Consider the following 16628-nt stretch of genomic DNA (forward strand, 5'->3'; position numbering starts at 1 on the left):
CGGCAGGCGTGGCCTGTTCGACACACCCGCGCCCGGCTACAAGCGCACCATGAGCGCAGCCGAAGACGATATCCGCACCCTGACGCCCGAGCCTGACGCGCTGGGCGAACGCCTGGACCGCTGGCTGGCGGCCCAGTGCCCGGACCTGTCGCGCTCGCGCTGCAAGGCGCTGATCGAGGCGGGCGCGCTGAGCGTGGACGGCGCGGCGCTGACCGATCCGTCGGCGAAGCTGCGCGAGGGCGTGTACCAGCTCCATGTCCCCGCGCCCGAACCGGCCAGCCCCCGGCCTGAAGCCCTGCCGCTGGATATTCTCTTTGAGGACGATCACCTGATCGTGGTGAACAAGGCGGCGGGCATGACCGTGCACCCGGCGGCGGGCGCGTGGACGGGCACGCTGGTCCACGCCCTGCTTCATCACTGCGCGGGGTCGCTGTCGGGCGTGGGCGGGGTGATGCGTCCGGGCATCGTGCACCGGCTGGACAAGGACACGTCCGGGGTGATGGTGGCGGCCAAGTCCGATGCGGCCCATCAGGGCCTGTCGGAACAATTCGCCGCCCACGAGGCCGAGCGCGCCTATATCGCCTTCACCCGCGGCGCGCCCAAGCCGCGTCAGGGGCGCATCGAGACCCGGCTGGGCCGGTCCGATCATGACCGCAAGAAGATCGCGGTGCTGCCCGAACACAGCAAGGCCGGCAAGCACGCCGTGACCAATTACGAGACCCTGTCGGTCTATGGCCAGGTTCCCGGCGCCTCGGTGGGCACCCCGGTTGCGGCGCGCGTGGCCTGCCGGCTGGAGACCGGGCGCACCCACCAGATCCGGGTGCATATGGCCCATATCGCCTGCCCGCTCCTGGGCGATCCGCTCTATGGCAAGGGGCGCGGCGGGGTGCTGGCCAAGCTCGATGATGGCAAGGTGTTCCGCGACTTCTCCCGCCAGGCCCTGCACGCCGCCGTGCTGGGCTTCGTCCATCCGGTGAGCGGCGAGACCTTGCGCTTTGAAACGGACCTGCCCGCCGACATGGCCCGCCTGCAGGGCTTTCTGGAGACGCTTTAGCGACTTAGGCCCGCCGCCGGGTCTGGCGGGCCGGGCGCGGGTCGCGTTCAAACAGATCGGCCAGCTGGGCGGTGATGGCGCCGGCCAGCTGCTCCACATCCACAATCGTCACCGCCTTGCGGTAATAGCGCGTCACGTCATGGCCGATGCCGATGGCCAGCAGCTCCACATCCGAGCGGGTCTCGATATGGGCGATCACCTCGCGCAGATGCTTTTCCAGATAGGCCGGCGAATTGGCCGACTGGGTGCCGTCATCCACCGGCGCGCCGTCGGAGATCACCATCAGTATGCGCCGCTGTTCAGGGCGCGCCAGCAGGCGCTGATGGGCCCATAACAGCGCCTCGCCATCGATATTTTCCTTGAGCAGCCCGTCGCGCAGCATCAGGCCCAGATTGGGCCGCGCCCGGCGCCAGGGCGCGTCGGCGCCCTTGTAGATGATGTGGCGCAGATCATTGAGCCGGCCGGGATGGGGCGGCTTGCCGCGCGCCAGCCATTCCTCCTTGGACCGCCCGCCCTTCCAGGCCTTGGTGGTGAAGCCCAGTATCTCGGTCTTCACCCCGCAGCGCTCCAGCGTGCGCGCCAGCATGTCCGCGCACGCCGCCGCCACCAGGATGGGCCGTCCGCGCATGGAGCCGGAATTGTCGAGCAGCAAGGTGACCACCGTGTCGCGGAAGGCCATCTCCTGTTCCTGCTTGAAGGACAGGGGCTGCATGGGGTCCAGGATCACCCGGGTCAGGCGGGCCGGATCGAGCACGCCCTCCTCCTGGTCAAACGCCCAGGAGCGCTGCTGCTTGGCCATGAGCTTGCGTTGCAGCCGGTTGGCGAGCCGGCCCACGGCGGCCTCCAACCCCTTGAGGTGCTGGTCGAGATTGCGCCGCAGCCGGGACAGCTCTTCGCCATCGCACAAATCCTGGGCGTGGATCACCTCGTCAAAGGCGCGGGTGAACACCTTGTAGGCGTCAGGCGATTCGCCCGGCGCCGGGACCCAGTTGGGCCGGGACGCCTGATGCGATTCGCCCGGCTCGTCCTGGGCCTCCACCCGGGCCTGGCTGTCCTGGGCGAAGTCCACCTCATCAGTATCGGACGCCGTGCCGCGCGCGTCCTCGGGCTGGTCGTCCTCGCCGCCATCGGGCTCCTGATCGCCCTCGTCCTCGCCGGACTGGGGCTCCTGCTCGACGCCGCTATCGTCCTCGGTCTGGTCGTCCTGCGACTCTTCGGGCTCCTCGCCCAGCTCGTCGGTGAGATCGAGATCGCGCAGCACCTGGCGCAGGGCCTCGGCGAAGCGCGCCTGATCGCCCGCCGCCCCGGCCAGCGCGTCCAGGGCCGGGCCGGCGGCGGCCTCCACCTCCTCGCGCCAGACCTGCATCAGCCCGCGCGCATCCTCGGGAACGGGGCGCCCGGTAATGCGCTCGCGCACCAGCATGGAGACCGCATCGGCCAGCGGCGCGCTCTGGCGGTCCTCCACCGCCTGCCAGCCCTCACGCCGGCAGCGCTCGATCAGGGCCGCGTCCAGATTGCCGGCCACGCCGCGCATGTCGCGCGCGCCCAACGCCTCGATTCGCGCCTGTTCAGCCGCATCATGGATCTGGCGCGCGCGCGCGCCGGGCGGCGCCGATTGCTGGTGACGTCCGGCGTCGTGCAGCGCCAGGCGCAGGGCCAGCGCATCGGCCTTGCCGCGCAGGCGCGCCGCATCCTCCGGGCCCAGCGCGGCGGGCGGATCGGGCAATTGCACGCGCCCGCGCGCCAGCTGGCTTCGGTCGCCGCCGAATTTCACCTCAAGCCCCGGCTCGCCCGCCAGGGCGCGCACGGCGGCGCCGACAGCGCGGCGGAAGGTTTCGGCGGGGCGTTCCTCACTCATGGCCACACATCTAGCGCCCGCGCGCGCCCTTGCGAACCCGGAGAGGCGCCGTGATGCATCACCCGTCCGCCAGCCCGTAGGCGCCGTGCAGGGCGCGCACCGCCCGCTCCAGCAAATCACCATCCACCAGGGCGGAGATCTTGATCTCGCTGGTGGCGGCCATGCGCACGCTCACCCCCTCGCGCGCCAGCACGCCATAGAGCGTGCGCGCCACATCGGCCCGGCCCCGCAGCCCGGTACCCACCACCGACACCTTGGCCAGGCCGGTTTCCGAGCGCGTCTCCAGCCCCTCGAAGCGGGATGCGAGCCCCTGGGCCAGCGCCAGGGCGCGCGGCAAATCACGGCCGCTGACCGAGCATTCGATCACGGCGCCGCCCGCCCGGGCGCGCGCCTGCACGATCATGTCCACCGCCACATCGGCCTCGGCGAAGGCGGCGAACAGGGCCTCGGCCGCCTCCGGTCCCGGCGCGCCATGCAGGGACAGGCGCGCCTGATCGCGCATATAGGCGACGCCCGACACCACCCGCCGCTCGGCAAGATGCGCCTCCTCCACCACTTCGGTGCCCGCGCTTTGCCCCGGCGCCAGGAAGCTGGATTTGACGCGCAAGGTGACAGCCTTGGCCTTGGCGTATTCCACCGAGCGGGTCTGGAGCACCTTGGCGCCCATGGCGGCCAGCTCCAGCATGGCGTCATGGCTGATGCGCTCCACCCGCGCCGCTTCCGGCGCGATGCGTGGATCGGTGGTGAACACCCCGTCCACATCGGTGTAGATGTCGCATTCGGCGCCCACCGCCGCAGCCACCGCCACGGCGGTGAGATCGGTGCCGCCCCGGCCCAGCGTGGCCAGGCGCCCTTTCGCATTCAGGCCCTGATAGCCGGCGATCACCGGTATGATCCCGGCGCGCATCATCTCATCGAGCGGCTCGCCGGCGATGGCGGTGATGCGCGCCGAGCCCGGCGGCCCCTCCACAAGTATGGGCAGGCTCCAGCCGGTGACCGTCTGCGCCTTCAGTCCGCGCGCTTTCAGCGCCAGCGCCATCAGGGCCGCGCTCGCCTGCTCCCCGGCGGCAAGCGCTGTGTCGGTCTCCACCTCGCCGAGCCCGCCGCCCAGGCTTTCAGCAAAACCCAGAAGCCGGTCGGTCTCGCCGGCCATGGCCGAGACCACCACCGCCACTTCGCGGCCCTGAGACGCCTCATGGGCGGCGATGGCGGCGGAATGGGCGATGCGTTCAGGCCCGCCCATGGAGGTGCCGCCAAACTTCAGGACCAGCCGCGTCATGCCACTACTCACACTGCATCCGGGACGTAACCGCGCACCCGGCTCGATTCCGGGCGCGCGCGCGCCCATATTGCGTCACCTATAGATAAGCGCTTCGCGCGCGCCAACGCCGCACCGGAGTTCCCCATGGCCCAGGCCGCCGCCCCCGACCGTCTGTCCGCCCCCTCCATAGACCCCGGTGAAGTGGAGAAATTCTCCCGCATGGCCGGGGAATGGTGGGACCCCAATTCCAAATTCGCCCCGCTGCACAAATTCAATCCCGCGCGCCTGAGCTGGATTCGCGAACAGGTCTGCGCCCATTACGCGCGCTCCGGCGCGGCGCCGCTGGAGGGGCTGAAACTGCTCGATATCGGCTGCGGCGGCGGGCTGGTCAGCGAGCCCATGGCGCGCCTGGGCGCCTCGGTCACCGGGGTGGATGCAGCTGAAGCCAATATCAAGACCGCCATGGTCCACGCTGCTGAAGGCGGCCTCACCATCGACTACCGCCACGGCGCGGCCGAGCTGTTGCTGGCCGAAGGCGGCGCGGAACAGTTCGATGTGGTGCTCAATCTGGAAGTGGTCGAGCATGTGGCCGACCCGGATGTCTTCCTGCGCGATTGCGCGAAACTGGTCAAACCGGGCGGGATGATGATCGTGGGCACGATCAACCGCACGGCGCGCGCCTTCGCCACGGCGATTTTCGGGGCTGAATACGTGCTGGGCTGGCTGCCGCGCGGCACCCACCGCTTTGACAAGCTGGTGCGCCCCGACGAAGTGCGCGCGGCGCTGGAGGCCGAGGGGCTTGACGTGCGCGCGCCGGTGGGCGTCACCTATAATCCCCTCAAGGACCGCTTCTTCATCTCCGGCGATGCCGGGGTGAATTATCTCATGGCCTCGGTGAAGCCGGGCTAGCGCCCGGTCAGGCTGCCTGTCCGCCAAACAAAAAGCCCCGCCGGATCGCTCCGGCGGGGCTGTGTTTTGGCGTCTCGCGCCGCCTAGTAGCGGTAGTGCTCGGCCTTGAACGGGCCGGTCTGCTCCACGCCGATATAATCGGCCTGTTCGGCGCTCAGCTCGGTGAGGTTGGCGCCCAGCTTGGGCAGGTGCAGGGCCGCGACCTTCTCGTCGAGATGCTTGGGCAGGATATAGACATCGTTCTTGTACTGGTCGCCGCGCTGCCAGAGCTCGATCTGGGCCAGCACCTGATTGGTGAAGCTGGCGCTCATCACAAAGCTGGGGTGGCCGTTGGCGTTGCCCAGATTCACCAGGCGGCCTTCGGACAGCATGATGATCTTGTGGCCTTCAGGAAATTCCACCAGGTCCACCTGGGGCTTCACATTGGTCCAGCGGAAATTGCGCAGGGCCTCGACCTGAATCTCGTTGTCGAAATGGCCGATATTGCACACGATGGCCATGTGCTTCATGGCGCGCATGTGATCGACCGTGACCACGTCCTTATTGCCGGTGGCGGTGACCACGATGTCCACATCCTTGATCACGTCCTCAAGACGCACCACGGCGAAACCGTCCATGCAGGCCTGCAGGGCGCAGATCGGGTCGACTTCGGTGACTGAGACCCGGCAGCCGGCCTGGGCCAGCGATTCCGCCGAGCCCTTGCCCACATCGCCATAGCCGCACACCACGGCGGTCTTGCCCGCCATCATCACGTCCGTGCCGCGGCGGATGGCGTCCACCAGGCTTTCACGGCAGCCATAGCGGTTGTCGAATTTCGACTTGGTCACGCTGTCATTGACATTGATGGCCGGGAAGGCGAGCTCGCCGCGCTTGGCCATCTGATACAGGCGCATCACGCCGGTGGTGGTCTCTTCGGACACGCCCTTGATAGCCGCCTTGGCGGTCTTGAACCAGCCCGGCGACATCTTGATGCGCTCGCGGATGGTGGCGAAGAGGAATTTCTCCTCCTCCGATTTGGGCTCGCCCAGCACCGACGGGTCGGCCTCGGCCTTCTCGCCCAGCTGGAGATACATGGTGGCGTCCCCGCCATCGTCCAGGATCATGTTGGCCACCTGGCCGTCGGGCCAGTGGAAGATGGCGTCGGCAAACTCCCAGTATTCTTTCAGGGTTTCGCCCTTGTAGGCGAAGACCGGGATGCCGGCCTCGGCGATGGCGGCGGCGGCGTGGTCCTGGGTGGAGAAGATATTGCACGAGGCCCAGCGCACGTCCGCGCCCAGCGCCACCAGCGTCTCGATCAGCACCGCGGTCTGGATGGTCATGTGCAGCGAGCCGGCGATGCGCGCGCCCTTGAGCGGCTGCTGACCGGCGTATTCCTCGCGCAGGGCCATCAGGCCGGGCATCTCGATCTCGGCCATCTCGATCTCGATCCGGCCCCAGCGCGCCAGGCTCATATCCTTCACATACCGGTCCTCACCGGTGTTGGCAGCATTGATCAGAGTCATAGTGTCCTTGAGCCTTTCGCCTGGCGGGGAGGGAGTGTCTGTTGCGTCCCGATCCGGGACGCGGGTGATATAAAGGAAAGTGCATATCGGCGCAAACGCCCCGGGCTCAAGCCCGCTTTCAGGCCCTAAATGCCGTATTTTCTTAAAACGGTCCTAATTTTGTATATACTGTTTGGTAATGTCCTGACTTGGCCCGCCGGACGGGCCCTCCTGAGGGGGATGGCGCCAGGGCAGGCCAGAGGGGTTCACGTCCGCAAGGCCAAGGCGATACGCCGGCCCGGAACGAGAAGCGAGGGGAAGGTCATTCATGGCGAATTTGCCAACGGCGCACGCCAGCCAGCGTTTCGGGCGCAAAACCATCGATTTCTACGCCGTCACCGGCGAGGTGGTGGGCGCCGACCCGCGCGCCCGCACCGATGAACGCCGCATCCAGGACCTCGACGGCGCGCGCCATACGCTGCGCCTGATGGACAAGAACTATCAGCTCCAGCCGGGCGATTACGCCAGCGTGCTGCGCCTGCAGCCCGGCCCCGCCCGGCGTTCGCGCCCGGTGGCGGTGGCCAACCCCGCCGGCGGCGGCTGGGCGCGCACCCATCCGGGCATTCACGCCCTGCTGTCGCGCGCAGGCGTGGCGCGCAATCTCAACTGGGCGATGACCGTGGCCCTGTTCGCCATCGCCGCGCTGGCGATTGTCTGGCCCTATCTGCACGCCTTTCTGGCCGAGCTGGCCCCGGCGACAGCCGCGCCCCTGCCGGCGCCGGACGTGTTCGCGCTGGCGGCATCCGCCCTGCCGGGCCTGGAGGCCTGGCGCTGGAGCGATGCGGCGGGCTGGCTGACGCCGCTGCTGGAGCCGGCGGGATCCGATATCGCGGCCCAGTCAGGCGCGATCGTGTTTGCGGGCGTGGCTGCGGCGCTGGCGGTGACCACCTACGCCTCGCGCTCCTGGCGCCTGGTCTGGGCGCCGCTGTTTGCGGGGCTGGCGATTATGGGCGCCATCGGGCTGGACGGTCCGGGTGCGGCGACCGGTCCGGCGCTGGCCGTGCTGGGCGCGGGCGCGCTGCTGTTCATCATTGGCGGCTTCATCAACCGCGCCCGCGATGCGGTGCGGCTGGAGCGCCGCATCTCCATGCTCGCCGAGCATATGATGACCCAGACCCCGACCGAGCATGTGCGCGCGCCGCGCTCGGCGGTGATCTCCGACGCCGCTGCGCCAGCCGCCGCCGGCGCCGCCCTGCGCGAGCCGTCTGATGACGCGGACAAGGCCGATCCGGCGCCCGGCGCCGAAGCGGACGCCGCCAGCAGCGATGACGAACCGTCTGCAGACAAGGACGCCGAAGAGAGCGTGGGCGCCGATGACGGGGACGCACACGCTGAAGCCAGGACCGAGGACGCCGCCGCGCCGGAGCCGGACCCTGAGACGGACAGAAAGCCTGAGCCGGCCCCGGATCAGGTCAACGATCAGGCTTCAGAGCCGGCCCCGCAAGCGCCGGCGCACTCCGCCGCCCCTTCCCCGGCGAATGATTGCGATAAGGTCGAGGCTGACGGCTTTGTCGATCCTGATCTGGCCGTCACCTCTGGCGCCGATGAGCCGGACGCCCCCGGCCAGGAGGCTGTGAGCGCCGTTCCGGCCGATGAAAGCGAGGAGGAGGCGCGCCTGCGCACCGATCCGCGCTATGCCGCGCGGGCCATTGTGCTGCCCTCGCCCCCGCCCATGCCGCGGCGGGAGGAGGCGGGCGCCCCCATGTTCGCCGCACCGGAGTCCGAGAATGGCGAAGGGGAAGAGTCTGCGCCGGACGCTCCGTCAAAGGACGAGGCCAAGGACGCGCCCGAACCCGGTGACGCCAAATCCTGACGGCGCGGCGCGTCTAGAGACGCGAGATGAGGCCCTGACAGCCCTTCTCGATCAGGTCCAGGGCGCGCTCGAACTCCGCTGACCCGCCATAATAGGGGTCGGGCACGTCCCTGCCGGCCTGGCCCACCGACCAGTCCATCAGCAGTGAAATGCGCGCGCGTTCGGGCAGGCGCCGGTAATCGCGCGCGCTGAGCAGCCAGCGCTTGTGGCTGTGATCGAGCGCGATGAGATGGTCATAGGCGGTGAAATCAGCGTCCATGACGGCGCGCGCGATCATGCCGGTCATGTCATAGCCGCGCCTTTGCGCCGCGGAGACGGCGCGCGGATCGGGGCGCTCGCCCTCATGCCAGCTTCCCGTGCCCGCCGACTCGCAGCGCACATCGCGCCCCGCCTTTTCCGCCAGCACGCGCATCACGGCCTCCGCCGTGGGCGAACGGCAGATATTCCCGGTGCACACGAACAGGATCGAAACGGACCGCCGCGCCATGGCGCAAGCCTCCTGCTGATACAAGAAACGGCGGCCCCATTGAGCCGCCGTTCCGCTTAAAGCCGGTTTAACCGGTGGGGGGTCAGCGGGCCGTCAGGCGCGGCTGGGAGGCGAATTGCGGCGCGATCTCCAGATTGCGCGCCCAGCGCAGCTTCTCGAAGATCAACAGCGCCGTGCCGTTATAATCCACCAGACGGTTGATCAGCCCGCGGCGGGGCAGATGCAGCGCGCTGCGCGGCTCATCATGGTGATGATCATGAAACGCCTCGCCGCCGGTGAGCAGGGCCAGCAGGTAATCGGCCCAGGCCGGGGTCTTGAGATGGCCGAACACATTGATGCCCAGAATGGTGGCGTGGAACTGCACCCCGCGCGCCACAATGGCGCTGGCGTGCAGGATCAGGGTCAGGATCAGCGATCCGCCCAGCAGCCAGACCGCCAGATAGATCAGGGCCGGCGCCACCAGATGCACCAGAATGGTGATCAGCGAGTAGTGCCGGTCGAAGATCACCACCGAGCGGTTCTCGCGCAGCCACATCGCCATGGGGCGCTTGAGATCATTGGGATCACGCCAGAACAGCCAGCCCATCCAGGCCCACAACTTGCCCTCGGCGGGGTTGTGCGGGTCGCCGGGCCGGTCTGACAGGCGGTGATGCTGGGAGTGGTAGTTCACCCAGTCCTTCAGCTTGCCCTGCATGGCCACCACGCAGTTGAAGGCGGTGATCACTTGCGCCGGCCAGCGCAGCTCGCCCGCCTTGTGCTGCCAGACGCGGTGCATCACCCCGATGCCCACATTGCAGATCACCAGCGTCACCGCGCCGGTGAACAGGGCCAGCGGGATATACCACCAGACCAGGGTGACGCCCGAAAAGGACCAGCCGATGATGGCGGCGGCGATCAGGCCGAGCACGCCCAGGGCGGGATAGATGATGGCGGCGAAAACGCTGGCCCAGTCCAGGTTAGACCAGCTTTTGGGGATGGCGGCCGAGCGCGGCGCCGGCAAGGCTTTCATGCGTAACCTCTGACGTCTCGTTTTACCGGGCCGGGCGGGCCGCAATGTGCGAACCAGGCCCGGCTGAATCTGAGACTGACACGGGTTCGCGGCGAAAAACAGGCCTGAATGTGCGCCCCTCAGTCACGCGCGCGTGACCATTATGCGCGGCCCGGATCCGCCCGGGCCCGGCCCTGCACGTCACGGGCGGCGCTCGACACGGGCGGCGCGGGTGGGCTATTGGCTGGGCGCACATACGGCGCATCCGGCGGGCCCTCCCGCCAGCGCCCTGAAAAGAGTCAAGGGAGACCAGCATGGCGGACGGTGATTTTCCAGCAGGCGGGCTGATGAAGGGCAAGCGCGGACTTGTCATGGGCGTGGCCAACAGGAACTCCATCGCCTGGGGCATCGCCCGCCAGCTGCATGCGCAAGGCGCCGAGCTGGCCTTCTCCTACCAGGACGAGGCGCTGGAAAAGCGCGTGCGCCCGCTGATCGAATCACTGGGCGGCGAGCCTTTCATGGTCACCGCCGACGTGTCCGACGACGCCTCCATGGACGCCTGCTTTGAAACGCTGAAAGCCAAATGGGGCAAGCTGGACTTCCTGGTCCACGCCATCGCGTTCGCCGGCAAGGACGAGCTGCAGGGCTCGTTCACCCACAACACCACCCGCGAGGGCTTCAAGCGGGCCATGGACATCTCCGCCTTCTCCTTCGTGGATGCGGCCAAGCGCGCCAGCGCCCTGATGCCCCCGCGCGAAGAAGGCGGCGGCGCCATGGTGACGCTGACCTATCTGGGCGCCGAACGCGTGGTGCCCAATTACAATGTGATGGGCGTGGCCAAGGCCGCGCTGGAGGCCTCCACGCGCTATATCGCGCGCGATCTGGGTCCGGCCGGCATCCGCGTCAACGCCATCTCGGCGGGCCCGATGCGGACCCTGGCCATGGCCGGCATCAGCGGCGGGCGCCAGCTGATGAAGACCGGCAAGGACTGGTCGCTCCTGAAAGAGGACACCACCATGGAGGGCGTGGCCGGCGCTGCGCTCTATCTGTTGTCCGATCTGGGCGCCTCGTGCACGGGCGAAGTCCTGCACGTGGACGCCGGCTTCCACGTGGTGGGCGTCCCCGACCCGGGCGAAGGGGAGGGGTAGGGGTTAACGGGCCAATTCATACTGGCCGTTTCCAAGAAAAATTAGCCACCCAGCATCACGCAGCACCTGTAACTGCTGCCTGATTTTTGGGCGTATATTATTATTGCCTGGGTATATTGTGCTCAGATGCTGTTCGTATGCGTACACATCAGAAAGTGAAAACCGATCCTTTCCAATAAGCTCGACGCAATTCATTACCTCAGTCAACCACCCGCGCGCCTCTGAGCCCACAGACTGTAAGAATGCGGTCCTTTTCCACTGCTCCAAGACTAAATTCTTGTTTATAGTTATACCAGAGTCTACTATTTTAATTTTGCCAGATTCTGGGATTTTGCCGTAAATTATGTTGCAACCAACCCAACCGGCCCTCCTGGCTTTGGGCCCCAACGCCTTTCTTTTTTCTATAATATTTGGCGTAAAAAAGAATTTTGGCACAAGCGTTAGGGAATTCACACGAAGACTATCGATGTCATAAGTTAAGAGAAGCAGATTGGGATTATTCGCCTCTCCAAGTCGACCCATCATCGTATCATAGGCCCCGTCTACAATCTTATTCGTAAAATTACGCTTAGAGCTTTTTAACTCATACTGCTCCTCACAAGTGCCGCAAAATAAATCCGCTACAGCCGCATTAGCCCTAAATGGCTCAAGTTTGATGGCGCCGCACGCTGGGCAGTACAGTTGCTCTTTAGCCCAGTCTTCCGTCCATTTCCTAGCAGACTGAGATGCGCTGATAAATGGAGTTTGGGTTTCTCTGAACTCAAATTCCAATTTACTAACCCGGATAAGCTACATTATCGGGTGGATGACGAGTCGATTTCAGTCCCGTCATTTTCAATTGTAACAAAATGTCTGTCATCAAACTCGCTTAATCCTTCGAAATCCCACTCAAAAAGATATTCATGATCACTAGCTATATCTGCTGCTGTATCCTCATCAGGCGCGACCACAGTCGCAACATAGTTAGCGTAAGCATCAACTCGTTTTCTTACGGTGAATCTCTTCATGGCCCCTACCCCACCGCGGGGCGTGGACGGAAGGTGGTCAGGCAGGCGTCGGCGAGGCGCCACTGGCCGTTTTCCATGACAAAGCGGCAGGCGGCGTGATCATAGCCCGGCTCGCCGGTCTGCAGCCCGGTCATGCCGGGGTTCTGCAGGGCGTCGAAGCGTCCGGCGGGGAACACATAGGTCACGCGCGCATTGGACCCCTGGGGCTCGTCAATCAGGCACAGGGGCGGACGCATCATCACCGTGCGCACCGAGCGGTCGCCCATGCGCGTGCCGAACAGCTGGGCCTGGATCTCCGGGTCCAGCGCGCGCAGCCGGTTGGCGGTCTCGCGCCCCTCGGCGGCCATCAGCGAGGCCACCCGGTTCTGGTCATGGGCCACGATGGCGGCGAACAGGCTGCGCTCGGCGGCGTCGGCATCCCGGCAGGCCAAAGACTGGGTGGTGCAGGCGCTGGCGAGCGCGGCAAGCACGGCGATGGCGCCAAGGCGCGGCAGGCAGGCGGTCATGAAAGCGTCTCCCGGTCAGGCGTCCGCTCGCGGCGCCGGTCAGTCTGATTGCGCGCGAGCATGCACGCCCCGCGCCGCTTCGCCAAGCGGTCTTGATGCAAGCCCTGTCAGCCGCATCCACCCGCCATGGCGTCGATCCAGGCCGCGATCAGCGCCACGCCCGGGCCGTCGGCCACCGCCCGGCCCAGCTCGGGCATCATGGCGCCCACGCGCTCGGTCTCCATGCGGTAGACGAAGATGGACCGGTCCGAATCGCCCGGCACGATGGAGTGCAGCCGCCCGCCCGTGCCGCGCCCGGCGGCGATGGGCGGCTTGCAGCGGCCCAGATTCGGCCCGTCCGGCTCCCAGGGCTCCAGATAGAGTCCCGAGGTGCGCGCCGGGCCTGTGCGCGAGTGGCAATGGGCGCAATTGATATCGATATAGGCCCGCGCCGCGCGCTCCAGCTGCAAGCCCGACAGATTGGCCTGACCGTGCCAGCGCGCCGCCCGGGGCGCGGCGTCCGGTTCCGGCGCGCCGGTCAGCAGCCCGGTTTCGCTCCAATGCGCAATCTGGTTGGCGCTCCCGTGCGCATAGAGGAAATCGCGGTTGAGATGGCGCGCCGCCGGGCCGATGGGCCGCACCGCGCCGTCGCGCGCATCGGTGACATGGCAGGCCGCGCACTGGTTCACGTCCGGCACGGCGTAGGGGAAGTCGCGCGCCGATCCGGCCGCGCTGATCAAGGTGAGGTCCAGCATCGCGCCCGTGCGCGCCAGCGACGCGCCGGTCTGGGCGTCATCCCACAGATAGGGCAGGGCCTCCCATCCCGCCTCGCGGCGCACCAGCACCCGCGTCTCGATCAGGCGCAGGCCGGTGAGGTCCAGCGCCGCGCCGTCGAAATGATCGGACAGCACGCCCGCATCCGAAACCTGATCAAACCCGCCGCCGGCCAGCGGATAGAAGAAGGTCTTGGTGATCACGGTCCCGGCGGGAAACTCGAACACGGCGCGCTCGTGATATTGCGCCGGTCCGGCGCCGTCCGGCATCCAGACCGTGCGCAGCTTGACCGCGTGATCGGAAAACAGCGCGGTGTTGAGCTCATAGGCCGTCACCCCCTCGCCCAGCACCAGTTGGCCGCCGCGCCGGGCGATCTGGCCCCAGGCGTCCAGGGACTGGGGCCGGCCCTCAGCGATATAGGCCGGTTCGGGCGCGCCGCCTTCCGGCGCCGGCGCACACGCCGCCAGCGCCATCAGCGCACCCAGAACCAGGCCCAGTATCGCGCTGGCGGCCCTTGCCATCGCCTAGCGGTCCAGCACCACAGCCGGGCGGGGCTCATGGGCGCAATCGAACGCCTCGCGCCCCACCTGGGGATTGGCGTAGCCATTGGGGCCGTCCACATTGATCACGTCGGCGTCGGTGACGCAGATGCGCAAATCGTCCGGCAGCGCCCCGTCCACCAGCCGCGCCGGGTTCACGAACCCGTCCCACATCACCGGAGGCATGCGCCCGGTGGGGCCGAATTTCATCACCCGCAGGGCCTGCAGCTCGATGGAGTCGGGATTATTGCCGCCCCCCTCATAGCTGTTGGAATGCACATGGATGCGCTCGGGGTAGGGATCGAAATCCTCGCTCACGCCCAGATCGGAAAAGCCCGAGGAATGGCCCGAGGAGATGATCACGTGGGCGGTGCGGTTATTGCGCAGACGGTTGTTGAAAATCTCCACATCGTCATTGGCGTTGATGAGGATGCCCGTGCCGGCCGGCACATTGGCCACCGGCGTGCCGGCATGGCCGAAATTGGCCAGATTATTGTCGTGCACGTCATTGTCGAACACCCGCGTGCCGGCGCCGGGCCGGGGCAGGTTGGGCATGTTGAACACCAGGATGCCGCCGGTATTGTTCACCGCCACATTGCCGTAGACATCGGCGTTGTTGGAGTTTTCGATCTCGATCCCGGCCACATTATCTTCGGCGCGGTTATTGCGCACGATGATGGTTTCCGACTGGCCCACATAAATGCCCGCATCCGAGGCGCCGATGGCCACCGAATCCTCGATCAGCACATTGCGCGAGAGCACCGGATACAGCCCGTAGGCGCCATTCTCGCTGGACGGGCCGCGCGTCCATTCCACCCGCACGCCCCTGATCGTCACCCCGTCAGAGCCGGTGATCTTGACCGCGTCGCCCGCCGTGTCCTCGACGGCGAGATTTTCGATGGTGAAATTGTCCGAATTGGAGACCAGCAGGCCTTCGGCGCCCTGGCGCTGGCCGGCGAAGGAGAGAATGGTCTCGTCCATGCCCGCCCCGCGTATGGTCACGCCGCTGACGCCGCTCAAAGACAGCCCGCGCTCGAACACGAAGCGCCCTGCCGGGATCTCGATCACCGCGCCGGGCTCGGCGTCCAGCAGCGCCTCGTGGAGCACGCCCTGGTAATCGCGGTCGAAATCGCTGGTGTCGCGCCCTTCAGGCTGGCCGCCGCAGGCGGCGAGCGCCAGCGCCCCGATCAGGGCCGGCAGCGTGCGGTAATGCGTCATGACAGTCCTCCCCTGTACCGGGGGCCGCGTCTCATGCGCGCGCACCTCCCGGCGATGGCTAAGGGTAACCAGCGCGCTCCCGGCCTGTCGAGCGCAAAATGAACGCCGTTCACCCGATTTGCGCCGTCAGCCCGCCTGCAGCTTCTTGAAGAATTCGAACATCTTGCCATAGGGCGGGAAGATGAGGCGGCTGGGGTGCCAGACCGGCGCCTCGAACACGGCGCGCTCATGGGTGAAGGTCAGGAAGCCCGTCTCGCCGTGATAGGCGCCCTGGCCCGACGCGCCGACCCCGCCAAAGGGCAAATCCTCCACCGACAAATGCAGCATGGGCACATTCACCGCCGCGCCGCCGGACAGTGTGGAGGCCAGGAATTTGCGCGCGGTCTGTTTCGATTTCGAATACACATAGAGCGCCAGCGGCCGGTCGCGCTCATTGACGAAGCGCGCCGCATCCTTCAGCCCGTCATGGCCGAGCACCGGCAGGACGGGGCCGAAAATCTCCTCGCGCATCAGGGCGCTGTCCAGCGGCGGATCGACCACCACGGTCGGCGGGAAGACGCGGGTATTGCCCGCTTTGGCCGCATCGAATTCGGCCTGCATCACCTGCGCCCCGGCGGCGCGGGCCTGGTCGACCAGGGCGGTCAGGCGCGCATGGTGCTTTTCGGAGATGATGGCGGTGTAATCGCCATTGCCCGCCACGTCCGGCCACATGGCGTCCGCCTCGCGCAGCACCGCCTGGGCGAAGGCCTGCTGCCCGCCCTTGGGCGCCAGGGCGTAGTCCGGCGCCACGCAGGTCTGTCCGGCATTGAAGAACTTGCCCCAGGCGATTGTCTTGGCGGCCTCGTCCAGGCTGAAATCGGATGCGATGACGGCGGGCGACTTGCCGCCCAGCTCCAGCGTCACCGGCGTCAGATTGGCCGCCGCCGCCTGGGCCACCATCCGCCCCACCGGGGTGGAGCCGGTATAGAAAAGATGATCGAAGGGCAGCGAACAGAAGGCCTTGGCCATATCCGGTCCGCCTTCGATCACCGCCACATGATCCTCGGCATAGAGCTTTGACAGGCTCTCGCGGAGCAGTTCGGCGGTGTTCGGGGTGAACTCGCTGGGCTTGATCATCACCCGGCAGCCGGCCGCCAGCGCGGCGGCCAGCGGCGCCAGCGCCAGCTGCATGGCGTAATTCCACGGCGAGACGATGCCCGCCACGCCCTTGGGCTCGCGGCGCACATAGGCCTTGCCCGGCGCCATGGTGGGCGGCACCGGCTTGCGCTTGGCCGCCGCCCACAGATCGAGATGCTTGCGCGCATGCTTGGCTGTAGCGATGACGAAGCCGGCCTCGGCCACGGCGGTCTCGGCCTTCGAGCGGCGCCCGAAATCGGCGTCAATGGCCTTGGCGAAGTCATCGGCGCGCGCCTTGACCATGGCTTCGAGCTTTTTCAGGTCGGACTTGCGCTCAGTGATGGGCCGGTGGCGCTCGGCCTCGAAGGCGGCTTTCTGGCCGGCGAACACCGTGTTGAGGCGGGCCATGGGGTCAGCATCGCTCATGAGG

15 protein-coding genes are annotated in these 16628 nt (G+C 67.1%); 4 read left to right on the top strand and 11 right to left on the bottom strand.

Features of this window, described 5'->3' with window-relative positions; all coding sequences use genetic code 11:
• Nucleotides 1–49 precede the first annotated feature (49 nt).
• Entirely contained in the window at nt 50–1054 is a 1005-nt protein-coding gene (locus tag F1654_RS07750; RefSeq protein ID WP_150022953.1) for an RluA family pseudouridine synthase, read from the top strand.
• A 4-nt stretch (nt 1055–1058) separates the two neighbouring features.
• Here F1654_RS07750 and cobT read toward each other — a convergent pair whose 3' ends face one another.
• Both cobT and F1654_RS07760 read right to left on the bottom strand, forming a co-directional pair.
• On the bottom strand, nt 1059–2912 hold the full coding sequence (cobT, locus tag F1654_RS07755) for a cobaltochelatase subunit CobT (RefSeq protein ID WP_150022954.1): 1854 nt from the start codon (nt 2910–2912) through the stop codon (nt 1059–1061).
• Between the two features lie 58 nt (nt 2913–2970).
• Nucleotides 2971–4191 carry an aspartate kinase gene (locus F1654_RS07760; RefSeq protein WP_150022955.1) on the bottom strand — a complete coding sequence of 407 codons (1221 nt, stop codon included), beginning with the start codon at nt 4189–4191 and terminating at the stop codon, nt 2971–2973.
• Between the two features lie 126 nt (nt 4192–4317).
• Between F1654_RS07760 and ubiG the strand changes: the two genes are divergently transcribed.
• Complete coding sequence (ubiG, locus tag F1654_RS07765) at nt 4318–5082, top strand: bifunctional 2-polyprenyl-6-hydroxyphenol methylase/3-demethylubiquinol 3-O-methyltransferase UbiG (protein WP_150022956.1); 765 nt, start codon at nt 4318–4320, stop codon at nt 5080–5082.
• A gap of 83 nt (nt 5083–5165) precedes the next feature.
• On the opposite strand, the gene ahcY is transcribed toward ubiG, so the two are convergent.
• Nucleotides 5166–6584, bottom strand: coding sequence for an adenosylhomocysteinase (gene ahcY / locus F1654_RS07770; protein ID WP_150022957.1), 1419 nt, complete (start codon nt 6582–6584; stop codon nt 5166–5168).
• 307 nt (nt 6585–6891) lie between these two features.
• On the opposite strand from ahcY, the gene F1654_RS07775 reads away from it, so the two are divergent.
• Nucleotides 6892–8436, top strand: coding sequence for a hypothetical protein (locus tag F1654_RS07775; RefSeq protein ID WP_150022958.1), 1545 nt, complete (start codon nt 6892–6894; stop codon nt 8434–8436).
• Between the two features lie 13 nt (nt 8437–8449).
• On the opposite strand, the gene F1654_RS07780 is transcribed toward F1654_RS07775, so the two are convergent.
• The gene (locus F1654_RS07780; protein ID WP_150022959.1) at nt 8450–8923 is read right to left on the bottom strand and encodes a low molecular weight protein-tyrosine-phosphatase; all 474 of its coding nucleotides are present in this window, start codon (nt 8921–8923) and stop codon (nt 8450–8452) included.
• An 82-nt stretch (nt 8924–9005) separates the two neighbouring features.
• Nucleotides 9006–9932, bottom strand: coding sequence for an acyl-CoA desaturase (locus tag F1654_RS07785; protein WP_150022960.1), 927 nt, complete (start codon nt 9930–9932; stop codon nt 9006–9008).
• A 293-nt stretch (nt 9933–10225) separates the two neighbouring features.
• Here F1654_RS07785 and F1654_RS07790 point away from each other — a divergent pair, with 293 nt between their 5' ends.
• Nucleotides 10226–11059 (top strand): enoyl-ACP reductase FabI, encoded by an 834-nt coding sequence (locus tag F1654_RS07790; protein WP_150022961.1) that lies wholly within the window; start codon nt 10226–10228, stop codon nt 11057–11059.
• A gap of 3 nt (nt 11060–11062) precedes the next feature.
• On the opposite strand, the gene F1654_RS07795 is transcribed toward F1654_RS07790, so the two are convergent.
• The 6 genes from F1654_RS07795 to F1654_RS07820 form a co-directional block, all read right to left on the bottom strand.
• Nucleotides 11063–11830: a DpnI domain-containing protein gene (locus F1654_RS07795; protein WP_150022962.1), complete on the bottom strand. Its 768-nt coding sequence runs from the start codon at nt 11828–11830 to the stop codon at nt 11063–11065.
• 23 nt (nt 11831–11853) lie between these two features.
• Nucleotides 11854–12066: a hypothetical protein gene (locus F1654_RS07800; RefSeq protein ID WP_150022963.1), complete on the bottom strand. Its 213-nt coding sequence runs from the start codon at nt 12064–12066 to the stop codon at nt 11854–11856.
• A 5-nt stretch (nt 12067–12071) separates the two neighbouring features.
• Nucleotides 12072–12572, bottom strand: a complete 501-nt coding sequence (locus tag F1654_RS07805; RefSeq protein WP_150022964.1) for a hypothetical protein — start codon at nt 12570–12572, stop codon at nt 12072–12074.
• Between the two features lie 107 nt (nt 12573–12679).
• Nucleotides 12680–13846 (bottom strand): SO2930 family diheme c-type cytochrome, encoded by a 1167-nt coding sequence (locus F1654_RS07810; RefSeq protein WP_150022965.1) that lies wholly within the window; start codon nt 13844–13846, stop codon nt 12680–12682.
• 3 nt (nt 13847–13849) lie between these two features.
• Nucleotides 13850–15082 (bottom strand): parallel beta-helix domain-containing protein, encoded by a 1233-nt coding sequence (locus F1654_RS07815; protein WP_150022966.1) that lies wholly within the window; start codon nt 15080–15082, stop codon nt 13850–13852.
• A 126-nt stretch (nt 15083–15208) separates the two neighbouring features.
• Nucleotides 15209–16624 carry an aldehyde dehydrogenase family protein gene (locus F1654_RS07820; RefSeq protein WP_150022967.1) on the bottom strand — a complete coding sequence of 472 codons (1416 nt, stop codon included), beginning with the start codon at nt 16622–16624 and terminating at the stop codon, nt 15209–15211.
• Between the last annotated feature and the right edge of the window lie 4 nt (nt 16625–16628).

Source organism: Alkalicaulis satelles, from assembly GCF_008630495.1.
Lineage (GTDB): Bacteria > Pseudomonadota > Alphaproteobacteria > Caulobacterales > Maricaulaceae > Oceanicaulis > Oceanicaulis satelles.

Coding starts and splice junctions, on each gene's coding strand:
- F1654_RS07780 (WP_150022959.1), bottom strand. CDS start 8,923: ATGGCGCGGCGGTCCGTTTCGATCCTGTTCGTGTGCACCGGGAATATC.
- cobT (WP_150022954.1), bottom strand. CDS start 2,912: ATGAGTGAGGAACGCCCCGCCGAAACCTTCCGCCGCGCTGTCGGCGCC.
- F1654_RS07760 (WP_150022955.1), bottom strand. CDS start 4,191: ATGACGCGGCTGGTCCTGAAGTTTGGCGGCACCTCCATGGGCGGGCCT.
- F1654_RS07805 (WP_150022964.1), bottom strand. CDS start 12,572: ATGACCGCCTGCCTGCCGCGCCTTGGCGCCATCGCCGTGCTTGCCGCG.
- F1654_RS07820 (WP_150022967.1), bottom strand. CDS start 16,624: ATGAGCGATGCTGACCCCATGGCCCGCCTCAACACGGTGTTCGCCGGC.
- F1654_RS07800 (WP_150022963.1), bottom strand. CDS start 12,066: ATGAAGAGATTCACCGTAAGAAAACGAGTTGATGCTTACGCTAACTAT.
- F1654_RS07810 (WP_150022965.1), bottom strand. CDS start 13,846: ATGGCAAGGGCCGCCAGCGCGATACTGGGCCTGGTTCTGGGTGCGCTG.
- F1654_RS07750 (WP_150022953.1), top strand. CDS start 50: ATGAGCGCAGCCGAAGACGATATCCGCACCCTGACGCCCGAGCCTGAC.
- F1654_RS07775 (WP_150022958.1), top strand. CDS start 6,892: ATGGCGAATTTGCCAACGGCGCACGCCAGCCAGCGTTTCGGGCGCAAA.
- F1654_RS07790 (WP_150022961.1), top strand. CDS start 10,226: ATGGCGGACGGTGATTTTCCAGCAGGCGGGCTGATGAAGGGCAAGCGC.
- ubiG (WP_150022956.1), top strand. CDS start 4,318: ATGGCCCAGGCCGCCGCCCCCGACCGTCTGTCCGCCCCCTCCATAGAC.
- F1654_RS07815 (WP_150022966.1), bottom strand. CDS start 15,082: ATGACGCATTACCGCACGCTGCCGGCCCTGATCGGGGCGCTGGCGCTC.
- ahcY (WP_150022957.1), bottom strand. CDS start 6,584: ATGACTCTGATCAATGCTGCCAACACCGGTGAGGACCGGTATGTGAAG.
- F1654_RS07785 (WP_150022960.1), bottom strand. CDS start 9,932: ATGAAAGCCTTGCCGGCGCCGCGCTCGGCCGCCATCCCCAAAAGCTGG.